Below are 18,734 nucleotides of genomic sequence, written 5' to 3'. Positions count from 1 at the left end.
CTGAAATCCCCCTCCCCGTCAGACCCGTCTGAATCTCGCCAAACTCGCCGTTTAGCCCTTTGCCTCCATTGACGCTCCTCGGCCAACCCTCTTATCTAGCGCCTTGAGGATTGGATCCTATCCCGGCTACTGACTGAATCGTACCTTTCGAACCCCCTGGCGCCTGTGCGTCCAGCTTTCGGAACGATTGCTGCTGGCTGCATCAAGGAGATTACTTATGACACACACTCAAACCCCGGCCACGCTCAGTGCCCCAAGGCTTCCCCAGGCTATTGGAAACGGCATCAGCGCCCTGGCCTCCGCCCACTTGCAGGTCGACATTTCACCCTACCCGAGCATGGAAGAAGGCGACCTGATCGAACTGTTCTGGAACAACTGCTTCGCCGCCTCGCGCAAGGTGACGGCGTGCAGGATCGGCACGTGCACCCACCTGTACGTACCGCAGAGCTTTGTGCAGGACGGACCGGCACGCGTCCATTACCAGGTCTTGCAGATCGGCCATGGCCCGATGCGCTCGGCGGTGACGCTGGTGCGGGTCAAGACCAACTACCCCGGCGGTCAGCCTTCGCCGCGCCTGAACCCTGAAGGCGACAATGAAAACCAGAATCTGGCGCCCGTGAACCTGCCCGAGACGATTCGCCGCCACGGCGTCAACAGCAGCCAGGTAAGGCGCGGCATTCCGCTGACCATCGAGCCTTACCTGAACATGAGCACAGGCGATGCCATCACGTTGCGCTGGGGCGATGTACGCTTGGACCTGCCCCGTATCCAAGCCAACAGCGTTGGCCTGGCGGTGCAGGTGTGGGTGCCGCCCCACGTGATTGTCGAAGCCGGCGACGACTGCCGGTTGGAAGTCACCTACTGCATTCTCGACCGCGTGGGTAACAACTCCCGCTGGGCGCCCGCCCGCACGCTACGCATCGCCGCCTGCACACCGCCCCGCCCTGCCTCGCCCGCACCGAGCTATCAGCCGCGTCGCTTCGGTTCACCCTGTGAACCGGGGTGACAGCCCTTCTATGCATATTCCTAAAAGTTAGTTTATTTAAATAATTAACACGCTTAGGGTATATGCACCGGACCACCGGACATTCCTGATTTTTCTGTTTATTTCATTGAATGCGAGGTCGGTATGGTCAGAATTACCCCGGTGCGCAACGCCAGGGCATTGCGTGCAGCCAAGGAGCGGCGCTGATGTCTAACTTGGCTCTAACACCCCCCCAGAGTGATCTGGACGTAGCCCCCCTGCTGTTGCCCGCCACGGTGTTGCGCAACGACGCTCAGGCACTGAGTGCAGCCCACGAACTGGCCCAGGCTGCACGCCTGCATGCCGCCCAGCGCGACCAGCAACGCAAACTGCCCTGGGCGCAGCTCGAACAGTTCACCCGCAGCGGCTTGGGCAGTATTTCCATTCCCCGTGAATACGGCGGCCCACAGGTGTCGTTTGTGACCCTGGCCGAAGTCTTCGCGATCATCAGCGCAGCCGACCCGGCACTCGGGCAGATCCCGCAGAACCATTTCGGCATCTTGTACGTATTGCAGGGCACCGCGACCGAGCGTCAGAAAAAGCAGCTGTTCCAGAGCGTGCTCGACGGCTGGCGCATCGGCAACGGCGGCCCGGAACGCGGCACCAAAAATACCCTGGAGCTCAAGGCACGCATTACGGCCGAAGGTGATGGGTACGTGGTCAGCGGCCAGAAGTTCTACTCCACCGGCGCACTGTTTGCTCACTGGGTCGCCATAAAAGCGTTGAACGATGACGGCAAGCAAATCATGGCCTTCGTGCGGCGCGGCAGCGAGGGGCTGCGCATCGTCGATGACTGGTCGGGCTTTGGCCAACGCACCACCGCCAGCGGCACCGTCTTGCTTGATCGCGTGGCCGTGGAGCCGGAATTGGTCATCGACAACTGGCGCCTGGGGGAAAGCCCGAATATCCAGGGGGCCGTGTCGCAACTGATCCAGGCCGCCATCGACGCTGGCATCGCCCGAGGCGCCCTCGACGATGCCATTGCCTTCGTGCGTGAACGCTCACGCCCGTGGATCGACGCCAAGGTCGAGCGAGCCAGCGACGACCTGTATGTGATCGCTGATATCGGCAAGCTGAAGATCGAACTGCACGCCGCCGAAGCCCTGCTGCGCAAGGCCGGGCAAGTGCTTGACCAGGTCAGCGCCGCGCCGATCACCGCGCAGTCCGCCGCCCACGCCTCGATTGCCGTGGCCGAGGCCAAGGTGCTGACCACCGAAGTGGCGTTACAAGTCACCGAGAAGCTCTTTGAGCTGGCCGGCAGCCGCGCCACCCTGGCCGAATTCAACCTTGACCGTCACTGGCGCAACGCCCGGGTGCACACCCTCCACGACCCGGTGCGCTGGAAGTACCACGCCATCGGCGCCTATCGGCTCAACGGCACCTTGCCGGCTCGTCATTCCTGGATTTAACCAACCAGAACACTTTTTCCACGAGCTTCTGGAGAAACTCATGACCCTTTCTCACCCCGTCGCGGTCATCACCAGCGACGAACAAGCGCTTATTGTCGCCAGCGATCTTGCTGAAGACTTGCGCCGCGACAGCGCCCAGCGCGACCGCGAACGCCGCCTGCCATTGCCCGAACTGGACGTGTTTTCCCGCTCTGGCCTGTGGGGCATCAGCGTGCCCAAGGCCTACGGCGGCGCGGGCGTGTCCAACGTTACCCTGGCCAAGGTCATCGCATTGATCGCCCAGGCCGATGGCTCGTTGGGCCAGATTCCGCAAAACCATTTCTATGCCCTCGAAGTACTGCGGGTGAACGGTAGCCCCGAACAGCAGCAACGCCTGTACGCCGAGGTATTGGCCGGCCAACGCTTTGGCAACGCCTTGGCGGAGCTGGGCACCAAGACCGCCCACGACCGCATTACCAGCCTCACCCGTGACGGCGACGGTTTTCGCATCAACGGGCGCAAGTTCTACGCCACCGGCGCGATCTACGCCCAGCGCATCCCCACTTCGGTGGTGGATGCAAATGGCGTGCAGCAACTGGCCTTCGTACCGCGTGACAGCGAGGGACTGACGGTGATCGACGACTGGAGCGGCTTCGGCCAGCGCACTACCGGCAGCGGCTCGGTAGTGTTCGACAACGTATGGGTCGCGGCGCAAGACGTGGTGGCGTTCCAGAGCGCTTTCGAACGCCCAACCACCGTCGGCCCGCTGGCGCAGATCCTCCACGCCGCCATCGACACCGGCATCGCCCGCGCGGCCTTTGAGGATGCCTTGCATTTTGTGCGCACCAAGACCCGCCCGTGGATCGACGCCGGCAACGACAAGGCCACCGAAGACCCGCTGACACTCAAGAGCTTCGGCCACCTGAGCAGCCGGCTGCACGCTGCCGAAGCCTTGCTGGAACGCTCGGGTGAATTCCTCGACCGCGCCCAGGCCGACAGCAATGCCCAGACCGTCGCCGCAGCCTCCATCGCCGTTGCCGAAGTACGCGCCCTGAGCACCGAGATCTCCCTGGCGGCCGGCAGCACCCTGTTCGAACTGGCTGGCAGCCAGGCAACCCTGGCCGAACACGGCCTGGACCGCCACTGGCGCAACGCCCGGGTACACACCCTGCACGACCCGGTGCGCTGGAAATACCATGCGGTTGGCAACTACTACCTCAACGATGAAAACCCGCCGCTGCGGGGGACCATCTGATGAGCAAAAAAAAGATCCTGCTCAATGCTTTCAACATGAACTGCATCGGGCACATCAATCACGGTTTGTGGGCTCATCCACGAGACAACTCGACCGAGTACAAGACCCTCGAATACTGGACTGAACTGGCGAAGATCCTTGAACGCGGGTTGTTCGACGGTTTGTTCATCGCTGATATCGTCGGCGTGTATGACGTCTATCAGGACTCCATTGACGTGCCCCTCAAGGAGTCGATCCAGCTACCGGTCAACGACCCGCTGCTGCTGGTGTCGGCCATGGCCGCCGTCACCCAGCACCTTGGCTTCGGCCTCACCGCCAACCTCACCTACGAACCGCCGTACCTGTTCGCTCGGCGCATGTCGACGCTGGATCACCTGAGCCGTGGCCGGGTGGGTTGGAACATTGTCACCGGCTACCTCGACAGCGCCGCCAAGGCCATGGGCCTTACCGAACAGGTCGAGCATGACCGGCGCTACGACCAGGCCGATGAATACCTGCAGGTGTTGTACAAGCTCTGGGAAGGCAGCTGGGAAGACGACGCGGTGCGCAACGATCGCCAAGCGCGGGTGTATGCGCAACCGGGCAAGGTGCACAAGGTAGAGCACCACGGCGAGTTCTATCAGGTGGAGGGTTACCACCTGTGCGAGCCCTCGCCGCAGCGCACGCCGGTGCTGTTCCAGGCCGGCAGTTCCGAGCGCGGCTTGCTGTTCGCCGGGCGGCATGCCGAGTGCGTGTTTATCAGCGGGCAAAACAAAGCAGCGACCAAACGCCAGGTGGACAAGGTGCGCGCCAGCGCAGTGGAGGCTGGGCGCAACCCGGACGACATCAAGGTGTTCATGGGCCTGAACGTCATCGTTGGCGCCACTGAAGCGTTGGCCTGGCACAAGCACGCCGAGTACCTCAGCTACGCCAGCGCGGAAGCCGGCGTGGCGCACTTCTCGGCCTCGACCGGGATCGATTTTGCCCAGTACGCGTTGGACGAACCGATCCAGTACGTCAAAAGCAACGCGATCCAGTCGGCCACCCAGAACCTGCAGAACAACGACTGGACCCGGCGCAAATTGCTTGAACAGCATGCCCTGGGCGGGCGCTATATCACCCTGGTGGGCTCGCCTGAACAGGTGGCCGATGAGCTGGAATCCTGGATCAGCGAAACCGGGCTGGATGGTTTCAACCTGACGCGCATTGTGACGCCGGAGAGCTATGTGGATTTCATTGAGCTGGTGATACCGGAGCTACAACGACGGGGCTCGTACAAGACGGAATATGCGCAGGGAACGCTGCGGGAAAAAGTCTTCCACGACACGGCTCGCTTACCCAGCCAACACACCGGCTCTACCTACCGTCATTGAACAAAACTGTGGGAGCTGGCTTGCCTGCGATAGCGGTGGACCCGCTAAAACCAATGCGGCTGAAACACCGCCATCGCAGGCAAGCCAGCTCCCACCATTGACCGCATTGTTTGCACCTATACCTTCTGACTGGAAAACCACTATGAAAAAGACATTCCTAAACCACCCAGTCAAAGCACTGGCCCTGGCCTTCGGCTTATTCAGCTCGGCGGTATTTGCCGCCGACGCCCCGCTGAAAATCGGCACCACCGCTGCCTTCGCCATTCCGCTGGAAGCCGCCGTAGAAGAGGCCGGCAAGCAGGGCCTGAAGGTCGAACTGGTGGAGTTCACCGACTGGATCGCGCCCAACGTCAGCCTCGCCGCCGGCGATATCGACGTGAACTACTTCCAGCACATCCCCTTCCTGGAAAACGCCAAGGCCGCCGCCGGGTTTGACCTGGTGCCGTATGCACCAGGCATCATCAATAACGTCGGGCTGTATTCGAAAAAGTACAAAAACTTCAACGAGCTGCCCGCAGGCGCCAGCGTGGCGATTGCCAACGACCCGATCAACAGCGGTCGCGGCCTGCAACTGCTGGCAAAGGCCGGGCTGATCACCCTCAAGCCGGGCGTGGGCTACAAAGCCACCGAAGAAGACATCGTCGCCAACCCGAAAAACATCAAGATCCTGCAAGTGGAAGCGGTGCAACTGGTGCGCGCCTATGACGACGCCGATCTGGTGCAGGGCTACCCGGCATACATCCGCCTGTCCAAGACCTTCGATGCCGAGTCGGCGCTGTTGTTCGACGGCCTCGACCACCCGGAATACGTGATTCAGTTCGTCATCCAGCCCAAGAGCAAAACCGACCCACGGGTGATCAAGTTCGTCGATATCTACCAGCACTCGCCGGTGGTGCGTGCGGCCTTGGACAAGTCCCTCGGCAAGCTCTACCAGGTCGGTTGGGAAGCTAAACCATGAGTGCCGCCAACGCCCGATTACACGATCTGGCCCCTGCACCCAGCCACGCCGAACAGACTGAACTGCACCCGGACTTGAACCGCGCCCATGTGCGGTTCATCAACCTGGGCAAAACCTATGACGGCACGGTGCATGCGCTGCAAGGCATTGACCTGGCGATCCAGCGTGGCGAAGTGTTCGGCATCATCGGCCGCAGCGGCGCCGGCAAGTCATCGCTGATCCGCACTATCAATCGCCTGGAACAACCCAGCAGCGGACGGGTGCTGATCGACCAGGTGGACATCGGCAGCTTCGATGAAGACCACCTGGTGGCGCTGCGGCGACGCATCGGCATGATCTTCCAGCACTTCAACCTGATGTCGGCCAAGACCGTGTGGCAGAACGTCGAGTTGCCGCTCAAGGTCGCCGGTGTGCCCCAGGCACAACGCGCGCGAAAGGTGCATGAACTGCTGGAGCTGGTAGGCCTGCAAGACAAACACAAGGCGTACCCGGCGCAGCTGTCCGGCGGGCAGAAGCAGCGCGTCGGCATCGCCCGCGCGCTGGTGCACGACCCCGAGATTCTGCTGTGCGACGAAGCCACCTCGGCCCTCGACCCGGAAACCACCCAGTCGATCCTCGGCCTGCTGCGCGAGATCAACCAGCGCCTGGGCCTGACCATCGTGCTGATTACCCATGAGATGGCGGTGATCCGCGACATCTGCGACCGCGTAGTGGTGCTGGAGCACGGGCGTATCGTCGAGCAGGGCCCGGTGTGGCAGGTGTTTGGCGATCCGCAACATGAGGTCAGCAAGACCCTGCTCGCCCCGCTGCAACACGGCTTGCCGCCAGAGTTGCAAAGCCGCCTGCAACCCACGCCCGCCTCGGCCGACGCCGCACTGGTGCTGCGCCTGCAGTTCACCGGCAGCGACTCCCTGGAGCCAGACCTCGCGGCACTGTTCAGTGCCCTCGGCGGCCGTGTGCGTTTACTGCAAGGGGGCGTGGAACGCATCCAGGGGCATGCCTTGGGGCAACTGCTGCTGGCGGTGAACGGATCGCCGCATAACGCCGAAGAACTGCGCAAACGCGCGGCGAATTGGGCACAACAGGTGGAGGTGCTGGGCTATGTGGTTTGATCGGTTAGTGCAGGGCGCCATCGACACCTTGTTGATGGTGGGAGTGTCATCGCTGATCGCGCTGCTGGTGGGCATTCCGCTGGCAGTATTCCTGGTCACCAGCGACAAGGGCGGCATCTACCAGGCACCGGCCCTTAACCGCGTGCTGGGAGCGTTCGTGAATCTGTTCCGCTCCATTCCGTTTCTGATCCTGATGGTGGCGCTCATCCCGTTCACGCGCCTGATCGTCGGCACCACCTATGGCGTCTGGGCGGCAGTGGTACCGCTGACCATCGCCGCCACGCCGTTCTTTGCGCGCATCGCCGAAGTCAGCCTGCGCGAGGTCGACCACGGCCTGATCGAAGCCGCGCAGGCCATGGGTTGCCGTCGCTGGCACATCATCTGGCATGTGCTGTTGCCAGAGGCGCTGCCCGGCATCGTCGGCGGCTTCACCATCACCCTGGTGACCATGATCAACTCATCGGCCATGGCCGGGGCAATCGGCGCCGGTGGGCTGGGCGATATTGCCTACCGCTATGGCTACCAGCGCTTCGATACGCAGATCATGCTCACCGTGATTGTGCTGCTGGTGGTGCTGGTGGCGGTGATCCAGCTGAGCGGGGACCGATTGGCGCGGGTATTGAACAAGCGCTGACGTCACGGGCACTCATCCAGTTGGGCAACGCTGGCACGGGGCACGAAGGTGATGGTTTTCTCCTTGGCCTGCCAGGGCCGCACGATATAGCTGCCATCCGAGTCGGCCATCACCCGCAGTTTCACGCTGCGTTTGGGGTTGTCGGCGTCTACCAGCGCGCCGGGGACCTTCGCCTCTGCCGCCCAGGTCATCAACGTACAAACGCGCCCTCCCGAGGCGGAGCCTTGCAGCGGCAGGCCGCCCAACTTGGCCCCGCTCGCCGGGATCAGCCCGAGTAAAACGATGAGCGCAAAGGCCACCAATGAGGCAAACGCCACCGGGTTTTTCTGGACGCGCATGCGTACCACCAGGCAGGCGGCGCTCCCCTGGATCAGAAACAGCACGGCCATTTCGGCGGCCATGAACGGTGCAAAGAACACGGCGCTGTCGGAGTACTCGCTGAAGGCGCGGGAAACCGGCACCGTCACCATCAGAATGACCACCATTTGAACGACCCCGGCGCCAGCACTGGCCAGCCAGAACTCGCCGGACAACTCACCCAGAGCAACATGGGCGGGGCGCGCACGAATGATGATGCCGACATAAGCCACTACCGCCGCCATGATCGCCACGATCCAACTGAGCGTCAGCAAAAGCCCACTTTCGGCGTTCACGGACAGGTATACGGCGGACATCCAGAACACAAACATCACCAACAGGCTGGCCGCCCAATGTCCCAGTAACCTCCTGTGCTGGGCCGTCTCTTGCGGCGACTGCGGGCTGAGATTGAGTTGATCACTCAGGCGCACACCGGTGCCGTTCAGGCGCGTGAACAAGATAAACGTGGGCACCAGGATCGACGCGCCCATCATGCCGATCACAAATACCAACATGGCGAACATGGCCGGCAGGGCAGTGAACGCCGACGCCGACAGGATACTCAGCGGCACCTTTTCCACCTGGATGTACTGGTACAGGTACAGGCCTGCCACCGAGAGAACCCCCACCGTCAGCGGCCAGGCACGCTCATTGAGCCAGAACAGCCCATTGCTCAATCTCGTGGCGTATTGGTCGACCTTGTTCGGTGCGGTGTCGTTGCCAACGGGTGAACATTTTTCCTCTTCCATGGATGTGTAGCCCTCTGCAAATGAGGGCCGAATCTTACCCACAATTTCCCGTGGCGGTCTGTCGGATGCGCGCACTGCGACCGCCGTGAAGCGCCCTACACCGGATACACGGTTTTCAACTGATGAATGGGCCGGGGTATAGTCCCCCTACCTCAGCCGCAGCCGTGCGCCATGCCATGAAACTTGCTCCCGACGACCTCAACCAGATCACCTCCACCACCCTGGGCCACTACAACAAGGTGGCCGAAGACTTCCGTGAAGGCACCCGCGATCACGATGTGAGCCAGAACATCGACGCGTTGCTGCGGCATATCCAGGGCACGCCGCCATTCACTGTGCTGGATTTCGGCTGTGGGCCAGGGCGGGACTTGCAGACGTTTACGCGCAGGGGGCATATCGCCGTGGGCCTGGATGGTTCCGAACGTTTTGCGCAGATGGCCCGCGAAGACAGCGGCTGTGAGGTGCTGCAGCAGGACTTTCTCAAGCTGGACCTGCCCGCCGAACGCTTCGACGGAGTGTTTGCCAATGCGGTGCTGTTTCATATTCCCAAGCAGGAGTTGCCCCGAGTGCTCAAAGAGCTGCACGGCGCGTTGAAGCCTGGGGGCGTGCTGTTCAGCTCCAACCCTCGGGGTGAGAACCAAGAGGGCTGGAATGGGCCGCGGTATGGCTCTTATCACGACCTGCAGGCGTGGCAGGCCTTGCTGACCGCAGCCGGGTTTGAAGAGTTGGAGCACTACTACCGGCCGGCCGGGTTGCCGCGGGAACAGCAGCCTTGGTTGGCGAGTGTGTGGCGTAAACTTTAGTGCTGCATCGCCTGTACCTGCCTCATCGCAGGCAAGCCAGCTCCCACCTTTGGAATGCATTCCCCTGTGGGAGCGGGCTTGCCCGCGATGGCGCCGTAACGGGCAGCGCTATTTCACCTGATACACCACCGGCTCCTCCCCCTCCACCAGCACCGTCACACTGCGCCCGGCATACCCCTGTTTTTCCACCGCCGAGAAATTCGCCACCAGCCGCGTTCCATCGGCGAAGGTGGTTTGCTGCAGTTGCTTGTCCACCGTCAGCCAACGGAAACCCGTCATTTCCTGGGTCGCCAAGCGCTGGTGCAACGGCCGGAAAAAGCGGTCCTGGCGCTGAATCATCGGCAGCCGCGCCTTGAGCGTCGCCGCACTGAGGTGGTACAGCGGCGGCACGTTGTAGAGCAGTTGGGTCAGCTCATTGTCGCCCTGCACATTGCTGAGTTTGAGGCTGTCGAACAGCCAATGATGGGTGGTGATCACCGAGCCGTGGAACACCGCCTGATACAACGGCAGGCGCATCGTCGGCTCGAAATACAGCGTGCGAAACGGCTCCTTCAACGGCACCGATTTGAAGAACACCGCCGGTTGCTCCGAGGGGTACCAATTGCCTACGAAGTACGGCGACTGCGGGTCCTGGGTCATCTCGCGATCACCCCAACCGATCACCGGGGTCTGCATGCCGTGGGCAAACAGGATGCCCTGGGCGGTGATCGCGTTGCCGTCTTCGGAGCCTGTAACCAGCTTAGGCACGGTGTTGATCCAGCGGGAGGCGTCGATATTGCCTTCGGCGTTTTGTGCCTGGGTCATGCTGGCGTTGCTGCGGTAGCTGTCGAACAGCATGCTGGTGGCGTAGGCATCGAGAAACCAGGCATTGAAGCCAGCCTTGGCGTGTACCGCCTTCACCCGCGCCTCCAGCAGCGGCCGCACACACCGCGGGTCGGTGTAATGGCCGGACTTCTGGAAACCGGTTTTCAGCTTGCCGTCTTTCAACACGATCGCGCAGTCGCGATAGGCCTTGGCGCCCAAGTGGGCAGTGGTCCAATCGGGGTTTTCCGTGGCGGACAGGGCCGTCTCATAGGAGTCGTAAGGCGCTATCAGAAAACCGGCTTCCACCCCCGCGCGAATCGCTTCGGGATGCCAGAGGCCACCCTCCCAACCTTCGCCCAAGGTCAGCAACAGACGCTGCAACCCGGCGTCGCGCAGGGTTTGAATGGCGCTACTGCCCCAGGTTTGCGGGCTGTCACTCAAGGCTCCCACAAAGTCCACGGCCAGTTCACTGCGCAGCTCACCGTAGCGGGCGGCAAGGCGGGTCATGTCTGGGTCTTCGACTTGCCAGGCCTGCCGGGCCTTGGTGTTGATCGCCGCGTTGACGCCGCGCAGCAGCACGGTTTGCTCATAGCGATTCAATGGAGTGGGCTGCGCCAGCAGCTGTGCGCTCTCCTTGTCCATCAGCGTCTTGAGTTCATGGCTGCGCAGCCGTTTGATCAGTTTGGGCCAATCACGCACATCGCCCAAAGCCAGCAGGCCGTTGTCCCACAGGTACACATGGCTGGCGCCCAGCAGCTTCTGGGCTTCAGGTGTTTGCCGCAGCTTGTCCGCCAACGGTTCATAGCGGCCCTGCTCCACCAGCCACTGGCGGTAGCGCTTGGCGCCAGCCAACGGGTCGGCATCGCCCAGGGACAGCCGCAGCGTCATCGGCGCATCAGGCGCCAGCGGGGTGAATTCATGGGCCGCGGAGAGGGCCAGGCCGTTGCCGTCGGCTTGCCATTTCAAGCGGTTGTTGTAGGGGTTGGTCAACAGCCAGCTCAACGTGAAGCCACCGTGATCCACGCCCCACAGCGGCAGGCTCAGGTCCTGGGTGGTATTGAACTCACCCCGCTCCAGCAGAAACGCCTTCCAGATCGCATTGCCGGCAGGCACGTAATGCCCCTCGGCCAAGGGCCAGATCAACCCTCGCCCCATGGCCTCGGCAGGCTGGCGCAGCAGGGCCAGTTCACCGGGCTCGCGGGCGTTGATGGTCAGGACCAGGTCGCGCTGCTCCAGGCCGGCGCTCAGGCGATAGGCGCCGTTGTCCCATTGCCAAGTGGCTTGGTCAGGCGTGTTCTGCAGTTGGCTGACGGCATGCGCGGCCACACCGCTGGATGCCTGCACCGAGGCCTGCCCTGCAGGTGTCACGCGCAGCGCCAGCGTGGCGGGGTCGAGTTCGACGCGCCACAAGGCGTTTTCCAGTACGGTGGCGGCGAAGGCACGCGGTGCAAGGAGCAACGCGCAAAACAGCAAGGTGAAACGCAGGCACTGCATGAGGACCGACCTGGGTTTGGAATGAGGACCAGAGGGTACAGCATGCACTCGCGAGCCAGGACGACATGGGGATTTTTCAGAAACTTCACACAGCCTCAACCAGAATGAAGTTCCAAGTGTGGGAGCTGGCTTGCCTGCGAAAGCGACAGTTCAGTCACAGATGCTGCGACTGACGCACCGCCTTCGCGGGCAAGCCCGCTCCCACAGGGGATCTGCGCTTAACTGGCAGCCCCTCTCTCAGTGTTAATCCTGTTGTGGCTGATGTTTCTGTTTCGGCTCGCGGATCTTGTACCAGGCCACATACAGCGCCGGCAGAAACAGCAACGTCAGCAACGTCGCAATGATGATCCCGCCAATCATCGCGTAGGCCATCGGCCCCCAGAACACCTCCCGCGCAATCGGGATCATGCCCAGGCTCGCCGCCGCAGCCGTCAGCAGAATCGGTCGACGCCGGTGTTCGGTGGCTTCCACCACCGCATCCCACGGCGTGTAGCCGGCCTCTTCGTACTCGTGGATCTGTGTGACCAGAATCACCGAGTTGCGGATGATGATGCCGATCAGCGCCAGGATCCCCAGGATCGCCACAAAGCCCATGGGCGTACCCGTGGGGATCAACGCCAGCACCACGCCGATCAGCCCCAATGGCGCGACGCTGGCCACCAGGAACATCTTCTGCACGCTGTGCAACTGGATCATCAGGAAGGTGGCCATCAGGAACAGCATCAACGGCACCACCTTGGCGATAGGTCCCTGAGCCTTGCCACTTTCTTCCACAGTGCCACCGGTGGCGACTTTATAGCCCACCGGCAAGCCCTCGCTGAATTTCTCGATGGTCGGCGCCAACTGTTTGACCAGGTCGGTCGGCTGCATCTCATCGCGCACCGCGGCCTTGATGGTAATCGTCGGCTTGCGGTCACGACGCCACACCAGCGGCTGCTCCAGTTCGTAACGCACCGTGGCGAACGCCAGCAATGGAATCGAGGTGCCGTTGGGCGTGACGATCTGCAGGTTCTGCAAGGTTTCCGGCGTACCGCGCTCGGCATCCTCGGCGCGGCCGACCACGTTGATCAGGTAGATATCGTCGTGCACCTGGGTCACCGCCGCGCCGCTGACCACGCTGTTCATCAACTGCGCCACGTCTTCCGACGAAAGCCCCAGTTGCCGCGCCTTGTCCTGGGCGATGTCGACGCGCAGGACTTTGCCCGGCTCGTTCCAGTCGTAGATGATCTCGCCCAGGTGGGTGTTCTGATCCAGCAAGGTCGCCAGTTCAATGGCGTGTTTGCGCACCTGGTCGATGTCTTTGCCGGACACGCGGTACTGGATCGGCCGCCCTACCGGCGGGCCCATTTCCAGCGGCTGCACGTAGCTGCCGATACCGACAAAATCATCGCGCAAGCGTTGTTGCAGGCGTGCTATCAGGGCGCCACGCTCCTCCAGGCCCTTGCTCACAATCACCAGTTGCGCGTAGTAGGGGTTTTCCAACTGCTGGTCCAGAGGCAGGTAGAAACGGATCGCGCCCTGGCCGATGTAGGTGCTCCACCGGGCGATGTCCGGGTCGTCCTTGATGATCGCTTCGAGGCGGTCAACGGCCTTGCGCGTCTCGTTGATCGAGGCGTTTTGCGGCAGGTTCAGGTCGACGAGGATTTCCGGACGGTCCGACGACGGGAAGAACTGGTTCTGCACAAATTGCATGGAAAACACCGAGGCCACGAACAGCGCCACGGTGATACCGATCGCCCACCAACGGTTGCGCATGGCCCACAGCATGCCGCCATTGAAGGCACGGCCAATGCGCCCCGGCTCGGCGTTGTGCGGTTTCACATTGGCGCTGAGGATATGCACGCCGATCACCGGCGCAAACAGCACCGCCACCACCCACGACACCAGCATCGCCACGGCAATCACCGCGAACAAGGTAAAGGTGTACTCGCCCGCCGAACTGGCGTTGAGGCCAATCGGCACGAAGCCGGCGACGGTCACCAGCGTGCCGGTGAGCATCGGGAACGCCGTGGACGTATAGGCGTATGTCGCCGCCTGCTCCTTGGTTTCGCCTTTTTCCAGGCGCGTGATCATCATCTCCACGGTGATCATCGCGTCATCCACCAGCAGGCCGAGGGCGATGATCAACGCGCCCAGCGACACGCGCTGCATGGTGATGCCGCTGTATTCCATGAACACGAATACCAGCGCCAGCACCAACGGAATCGAGCACGCCACCACCAACCCGGCGCGCATGCCGAGGCTGATAAAGCTCACCACCAGCACGATGATCACCGCCTCGAACAATGCGCTGGTGAAGCCGCCGACCGCCTCTTCCACCACTTCGGCCTGGTCTGACACCTTGTGCACGCCGACGCCCACCGGCAGGTCGGCGGTCAGCTCGTCCATGCGCCCGTGCAGGGCCTCGCCGAACGACTGGATATTGCCGCCCTTCTGCATGGCGATGGCCAAGCCAATCGCTGGCTTGCCGTTGAAGCGAAACATCGGCCGCGCCGGGTCCACATAACCACGGCTGATGTCGGCAATATCCGCCAGCCGGTAGAAACGGTCATTGAGGCGCAGGTTGACGTTGGCCAGGTCTTTCTCCGAGGCGAACTGCCCGGAGGTGCGCACGGAGATGCGTTCCGGCCCGGCCTCGATCACCCCGGCGGGGGTCACGGCGTTTTGCGATTGCAGGCTTTGCACGACCTGGCGCTGATCAATCCCCAGGGCCGCGAGTTTGCGCGTGGAGAAATTCAGGTAGATCACTTCGTCCTGCTGGCCGATCATCTCGACCTTGCCCAGCCCCGGTACCGAACGGATTTCGGCGCGCACCTGCTCCACGTAATCACGCAACTGGCGCATCGACAGGCCATCGCCGGTAAAGGCATACACCGAGCCGAACACGTCACCGAATTCATCGTTGAACGACGGCCCCTGCAAACCCTGGGGGAAGGTGCCGCGGATGTCATCGATCTTCTTGCGAACCTGGTACCAGATCTCCGGGATGGCCTTGGCGCTGGTGGTGTCCTTGAGGAACACGAACACCGTGGACTCGCCCGGCCGGGTGTAGCTCTTCACGTAGTCGAGGGAATCGAGCTCTTCGAGTTTTTTCTCGATGCGGTCGGTGACCTGCTTGAGGGTTTCTTCCTGGGTCGCGCCCGGCCAGCGGGTCTGGATCACCATGGTCTTGATGGTGAACGACGGGTCTTCTTCACGGCCCAGGTTCATGTACGAGAACACGCCCATCAGCAGCGCGACGAACATCAGGTACCAGACGAAGGACTGATGCTTGAGGGCCCAGTCGGATAAGTTGAAGCTCCCTTTCATCGCGGGCTGTCCTCGTCAATTTTGACTTTTTGCCCAGGTTTCAGGCTGTTCACGCCGGCAGTGACAATGCGCTCGCCGGGTTTGACGCTGCCATTGAGCAAGGCGCTGTGAGCATCACGGCTGATAACCGTGACCTCGCGGGGTTGCACGGTCTGGCTCTGGGTGTCGAGCAGCCAAATACGGGTCTTGCCGTCGACTTCCTGCAAGGCGCTCAAGGGCAGTTCGATACGCGGGGCGATGGCGGTGCTCAAAGTCACGCTGATTGCCGTGCCCAGGCGGAACGCCGGCGGGGTTTCGGCCAGGCTAAGGCGTGCGCGACGGGTGCGCGTGGCGCTTTGGGCCTGAGGCTCGATCTCACGCACCACGGCAGTGGTGTGCACGCTGGGGTCCAGTTGCCCGGCGACCAGGAACACCACATCGGCAGGCAAGCGTTCAGCCAGGCCGGCGGGCAGGTCGATCACCGCTTCCTTGATGTCCGGACGGGCCAGGGTCACCACCTGCTGGCCGGCGCTGACCACCTGGCCGGCCTCGGCATTCCAGGCGGTGACGATGCCGGCATGGTCGGTGCGCAGTTCTGCGTAGTTGAGCTGATCCTTGGCCTGGTTGACCGATGCACGGGCCTGGTCGAGGGTCGCCTGGGTGGTTTTCAAGTCGGTCTGGGCCACATCCAACTGGGCCTGGGCGCCGACGCCACGGTTGAACAGTTCCTGTTGCCGCCGAGCGTTGGCCTGGGCGTTGATGAACTGCGCCTGTACGCGCGCCAGGTCGCCCTGGGCAGCGCGCAATTGGTTCTGCTGGTCGGTGGGGTCAAGCACGGCGAGCAGGGCGCCCTTCTCCACTTCGGCGCCGACATCCACGGCGCGACGGGCGATGCGGCCCGGCACACGGAAACCCAGGTTGCTTTCATAGCGGGCCTGGATGGTGCCGGCGAAACGACCGAGGTTTTCCTGGTCTTCAGCCTTCACTTCCATGGACAGCACCGGGCGTATGGGTTCGGGCGGCGCCTCTTCCTTGGAGCAGGCCATCAGCAACAGGCTGGCGGCGACAATGAGCGTCAATTGCTTCATGGCTGCGCTCCGGGCTGGGCGATCTCGACGACCATGCCGGGGTGCAGCAATTGCCCACCGGCTATCACGACTTTTTCACCGCCTTTGAGGCCCTCGCCGATGATCACTTTGCCGGTGAGGTAGCGCGCCACGGTGACCTTGTGCAACTGCGCCTTGCCTTCGCCGTCCACCAGCCACACGGCTGGCTCGTTGAGGTCTTTGGTCAGGGCTGACCAAGGCAGCTCGATGCTCGCCTTGGCCGGGCCATTGGCGGTGGCGCTGACCACCGACCCCAGCTCCATGCCCTTGGGCAGGCTTTGCAGGGCGATCTTCACTTGGACGGTGCCGGTATTGGCGGCCACGGCGGGCGTGACTTCGCGGACTTTGCCCACGGCCTTGATGCTCGGGTTGTCCAGCAGGCTCACCGTAATCGGCGCGTCGGGCGGCGGCTCCACCAGCAAGGACTCATACACGTTGAACACGGCGTCACGTTCGCCATCGCGGGCGAGGCTGAAGATCGGCACGGTGGCCTGTACCACTTGGCCGACTTCGGCCTGACGCGCGGTGATGATGCCCGGGGCATCGGCAATCAGCGAGGTGTAGCCCAATTGTTCGCGGGCATTGGCCAACTGCGCCTGGGCAGCGGCCAGGGCACTTTGGCTGCTGCGCAGCGCGGCCTGGGCGGCGTCATATTCGCTGCGGCTGGTATAGCCTTTGGGCAAGAGTTTTTCCTGGCGCACAAAGGCGGCGGCGGTCTGCTTGACCCGCGCCTGTTCGGCCACGACCTGGGCCTGGGCCGAATCAACATTGGTTTGCAGGTCCTTGGGGTCGAGCTTGGCCAGGACTTGCCTGGCCGTGACGCGGTCGCCCACGTCGACCATGCGCTGGATAATCTTGCCGCCCACGCGAAAGGACAGATCGGTTTGCACCCGCGCCTGGATATCACCCGTCAGCGTCACCGCCGCGGCAAAATCCGCCGACTGCACGGTCTGCACGAACACCCGCGAATGCTGCTTGGGCTCGGCTTTGTCCTGGCCACAGCCGCTGAGCAGCGCCAGGAGGCCAAGGCTGAAAATAAATGTCGAGGTGCGACCGCCCATGCAGGCTCCTTTTGCGTGATGCCGACGTTCAAGTGTGTATGCGACTGTGAGCTTAGATCAGGGTTCCTTATCTGCATGGAGGATCCCATACTCCAATGGTTCCCATGCTGGCTAAATACACATGCTTAAAACCCTCGCGGTGGCCAATTACCGCTCGATCAACAAATTGGTGGTGCCCCTGGACCGGCTGAACCTGGTGACCGGGCCCAATGGCAGCGGCAAGTCCAACCTGTATCGCGCCCTGCGCCTGCTGGCCGAAACTGCCCAGGGTGGGGTGATCAATGCGCTGGCCCGTGAAGGCGGGCTGGATTCGACCTTCTGGGCCGGGCCGGAAACCATCACCCGGCGTATGCGCAGCGGCGAAGTGCCGGTCGAATCCAACGTGCGCCAAGGCGTCAAACGCCTGCGCCTGGGCTTTGCCGCCGAGGACTTCAGCTACGCAATCTCTTTGGGCTTACCCGAAAAAACCCTCTCGGCCTTCAAACTGGACCCCGAAGTAAAAAAGGAATGCATCTGGGCCGGCCACATCTACCGTCCGGCCAGCCTGCTGGTGCAGCGCTCAGGGCCGATGGTGCGTGCCCGCGAAGGACGTACGTGGGATGTCCTGGCGCAGCACACACCGAACTACAACAGCCTGTTCGACCAGGTCGGCAGCCTGCGTGGCTCGCCGGAAGTGCTGCTGTTGCGTGAAAGCATTCGTGGCTGGCGCTTTTACGATCATTTCCGCAGCGACGTGGACGCGCCAGTGCGCCAGCCACAGTTGGGCACGCGCACGCCGGTGTTGCACCACGATGGCCGCGATCTGGCGGCTGCGTTGCAGACCATCCGCGAGATTGGTGATCCCGAGGCGCTGCAACGCGCCGTGAGCGATGCATTCCCGGGGGCGAGTCTGCACATTGAACCGTTGCAGGGCGGACGCTTTGCCATTGAGTTCTATCAGGAAGGCTTATTGCGCCCGTTGTCGGCGGCGGAGCTGTCGGACGGCACCCTGCGCTACCTGCTGCTGATCGCCGCGCTGCTGACTCCACGGCCACCGACCATGATGGTGCTGAACGAGCCGGAGACCAGCCTGCATCCCGACCTGTTGCCGGCACTGGCGCGCTTGATTATCCAGGCGTCGAAGCAGTGCCAGGTGTGGGTGGTGTCCCATGCCAGCCGCTTGATTGCGGCCTTGCAGCAGGATGAGGGGTGTAATTCGATTGTGTTGGAGAAGGTGTTGGGGGAGACACGGATTGTGGGGCAAGGGATGCTGGATGGGCCGGCCTGGCACTGGCCGGAGTAGGCGTTGCCTGCACCGGCCTCTTCGCGAGCAAGCCCGCTCCCACATTTTGATGTGTGAATACATTCAA

Annotated in this window: 14 protein-coding genes; 9 read left to right on the top strand and 5 right to left on the bottom strand. The window is 62.6% G+C overall.

What is annotated here, in order from left to right; genetic code table 11:
* Positions 1-217: 217 nt before the first annotated feature.
* From GIV35_RS22600 to GIV35_RS22570, 7 genes are all read left to right on the top strand, one after another.
* On the top strand, positions 218-1,006 hold the full coding sequence (locus GIV35_RS22600) for a hypothetical protein (protein WP_223023502.1): 789 nt from the start codon (positions 218-220) through the stop codon (positions 1,004-1,006).
* Positions 1,007-1,191: 185 nt separating this feature from the next.
* Entirely contained in the window at positions 1,192-2,433 is a 1,242-nt protein-coding gene (locus GIV35_RS22595) for an SfnB family sulfur acquisition oxidoreductase (RefSeq protein WP_223023503.1), read from the top strand.
* A 40-nt stretch (positions 2,434-2,473) separates the two neighbouring features.
* Positions 2,474-3,667 (top strand): SfnB family sulfur acquisition oxidoreductase, encoded by a 1,194-nt coding sequence (locus GIV35_RS22590; RefSeq protein ID WP_200648589.1) that lies wholly within the window; start codon positions 2,474-2,476, stop codon positions 3,665-3,667.
* Positions 3,667-5,019 carry an LLM class flavin-dependent oxidoreductase gene (locus GIV35_RS22585; RefSeq protein WP_236264609.1) on the top strand — a complete coding sequence of 451 codons (1,353 nt, stop codon included), beginning with the start codon at positions 3,667-3,669 and terminating at the stop codon, positions 5,017-5,019. Before GIV35_RS22590 ends, GIV35_RS22585 begins: the two co-directional genes overlap by 1 nt.
* A gap of 142 nt (positions 5,020-5,161) precedes the next feature.
* Positions 5,162-5,977, top strand: coding sequence for a MetQ/NlpA family ABC transporter substrate-binding protein (locus GIV35_RS22580; protein ID WP_054896665.1), 816 nt, complete (start codon positions 5,162-5,164; stop codon positions 5,975-5,977).
* Complete coding sequence (locus tag GIV35_RS22575; protein ID WP_236264610.1) at positions 5,974-7,089, top strand: methionine ABC transporter ATP-binding protein; 1,116 nt, start codon at positions 5,974-5,976, stop codon at positions 7,087-7,089. Before GIV35_RS22580 ends, GIV35_RS22575 begins: the two co-directional genes overlap by 4 nt.
* Complete coding sequence (locus tag GIV35_RS22570) at positions 7,079-7,723, top strand: methionine ABC transporter permease (RefSeq protein ID WP_003187635.1); 645 nt, start codon at positions 7,079-7,081, stop codon at positions 7,721-7,723. Before GIV35_RS22575 ends, GIV35_RS22570 begins: the two co-directional genes overlap by 11 nt.
* 2 nt (positions 7,724-7,725) lie before the next feature.
* On the opposite strand, the gene GIV35_RS22565 is transcribed toward GIV35_RS22570, so the two are convergent.
* Entirely contained in the window at positions 7,726-8,829 is a 1,104-nt protein-coding gene (locus GIV35_RS22565) for a hypothetical protein (protein WP_236264611.1), read from the bottom strand.
* Between the two features lie 176 nt (positions 8,830-9,005).
* Between GIV35_RS22565 and GIV35_RS22560 the strand changes: the two genes are divergently transcribed.
* Complete coding sequence (locus tag GIV35_RS22560) at positions 9,006-9,632, top strand: class I SAM-dependent methyltransferase (protein WP_200648586.1); 627 nt, start codon at positions 9,006-9,008, stop codon at positions 9,630-9,632.
* Positions 9,633-9,740: 108 nt separating this feature from the next.
* Here GIV35_RS22560 and GIV35_RS22555 read toward each other — a convergent pair whose 3' ends face one another.
* The 4 genes from GIV35_RS22555 to GIV35_RS22540 all read right to left on the bottom strand — a co-directional run bounded on the left by GIV35_RS22555 (position 9,741) and on the right by GIV35_RS22540 (position 17,385).
* Positions 9,741-11,930, bottom strand: coding sequence for a glycoside hydrolase (locus GIV35_RS22555; RefSeq protein ID WP_236264612.1), 2,190 nt, complete (start codon positions 11,928-11,930; stop codon positions 9,741-9,743).
* Between the two features lie 243 nt (positions 11,931-12,173).
* Entirely contained in the window at positions 12,174-15,239 is a 3,066-nt protein-coding gene (locus tag GIV35_RS22550; protein ID WP_236264613.1) for an efflux RND transporter permease subunit, read from the bottom strand.
* Positions 15,236-16,306 carry an efflux RND transporter periplasmic adaptor subunit gene (locus tag GIV35_RS22545; RefSeq protein ID WP_096143912.1) on the bottom strand — a complete coding sequence of 357 codons (1,071 nt, stop codon included), beginning with the start codon at positions 16,304-16,306 and terminating at the stop codon, positions 15,236-15,238. Before GIV35_RS22545 ends, GIV35_RS22550 begins: the two co-directional genes overlap by 4 nt.
* Positions 16,303-17,385: an efflux RND transporter periplasmic adaptor subunit gene (locus tag GIV35_RS22540; protein WP_034125475.1), complete on the bottom strand. Its 1,083-nt coding sequence runs from the start codon at positions 17,383-17,385 to the stop codon at positions 16,303-16,305. Before GIV35_RS22540 ends, GIV35_RS22545 begins: the two co-directional genes overlap by 4 nt.
* A gap of 121 nt (positions 17,386-17,506) precedes the next feature.
* Between GIV35_RS22540 and GIV35_RS22535 the strand changes: the two genes are divergently transcribed.
* A complete protein-coding gene (locus GIV35_RS22535; RefSeq protein WP_236264614.1) occupies positions 17,507-18,667 on the top strand; it encodes an AAA family ATPase in 1,161 nt (386 codons plus the stop codon).
* Positions 18,668-18,734: the final 67 nt, after the last annotated feature.

Origin of the sequence: Pseudomonas sp. PA-1-6B (assembly GCF_021609545.1) — a bacterium.
Taxonomy (GTDB): domain Bacteria; phylum Pseudomonadota; class Gammaproteobacteria; order Pseudomonadales; family Pseudomonadaceae; genus Aquipseudomonas; species Aquipseudomonas fluorescens_BV.
This window is presented reverse-complemented; position numbering and strand designations above follow the sequence as displayed.

Bases quoted from the DNA above. Each gene is read 5' to 3' on its own strand.
- GIV35_RS22600 (WP_223023502.1), top strand. From the start codon at position 218: ATGACACACACTCAAACCCCGGCCACGCTCAGTGCCCCAAGGCTTCCC.
- GIV35_RS22595 (WP_223023503.1), top strand. From the start codon at position 1,192: ATGTCTAACTTGGCTCTAACACCCCCCCAGAGTGATCTGGACGTAGCC.
- GIV35_RS22590 (WP_200648589.1), top strand. From the start codon at position 2,474: ATGACCCTTTCTCACCCCGTCGCGGTCATCACCAGCGACGAACAAGCG.
- GIV35_RS22585 (WP_236264609.1), top strand. From the start codon at position 3,667: ATGAGCAAAAAAAAGATCCTGCTCAATGCTTTCAACATGAACTGCATC.
- GIV35_RS22580 (WP_054896665.1), top strand. From the start codon at position 5,162: ATGAAAAAGACATTCCTAAACCACCCAGTCAAAGCACTGGCCCTGGCC.
- GIV35_RS22575 (WP_236264610.1), top strand. From the start codon at position 5,974: ATGAGTGCCGCCAACGCCCGATTACACGATCTGGCCCCTGCACCCAGC.
- GIV35_RS22570 (WP_003187635.1), top strand. From the start codon at position 7,079: ATGTGGTTTGATCGGTTAGTGCAGGGCGCCATCGACACCTTGTTGATG.
- GIV35_RS22565 (WP_236264611.1), bottom strand. From the start codon at position 8,829: ATGGAAGAGGAAAAATGTTCACCCGTTGGCAACGACACCGCACCGAAC.
- GIV35_RS22560 (WP_200648586.1), top strand. From the start codon at position 9,006: ATGAAACTTGCTCCCGACGACCTCAACCAGATCACCTCCACCACCCTG.
- GIV35_RS22555 (WP_236264612.1), bottom strand. From the start codon at position 11,930: ATGCAGTGCCTGCGTTTCACCTTGCTGTTTTGCGCGTTGCTCCTTGCA.
- GIV35_RS22550 (WP_236264613.1), bottom strand. From the start codon at position 15,239: ATGAAAGGGAGCTTCAACTTATCCGACTGGGCCCTCAAGCATCAGTCC.
- GIV35_RS22545 (WP_096143912.1), bottom strand. From the start codon at position 16,306: ATGAAGCAATTGACGCTCATTGTCGCCGCCAGCCTGTTGCTGATGGCC.
- GIV35_RS22540 (WP_034125475.1), bottom strand. From the start codon at position 17,385: ATGGGCGGTCGCACCTCGACATTTATTTTCAGCCTTGGCCTCCTGGCG.
- GIV35_RS22535 (WP_236264614.1), top strand. From the start codon at position 17,507: ATGCTTAAAACCCTCGCGGTGGCCAATTACCGCTCGATCAACAAATTG.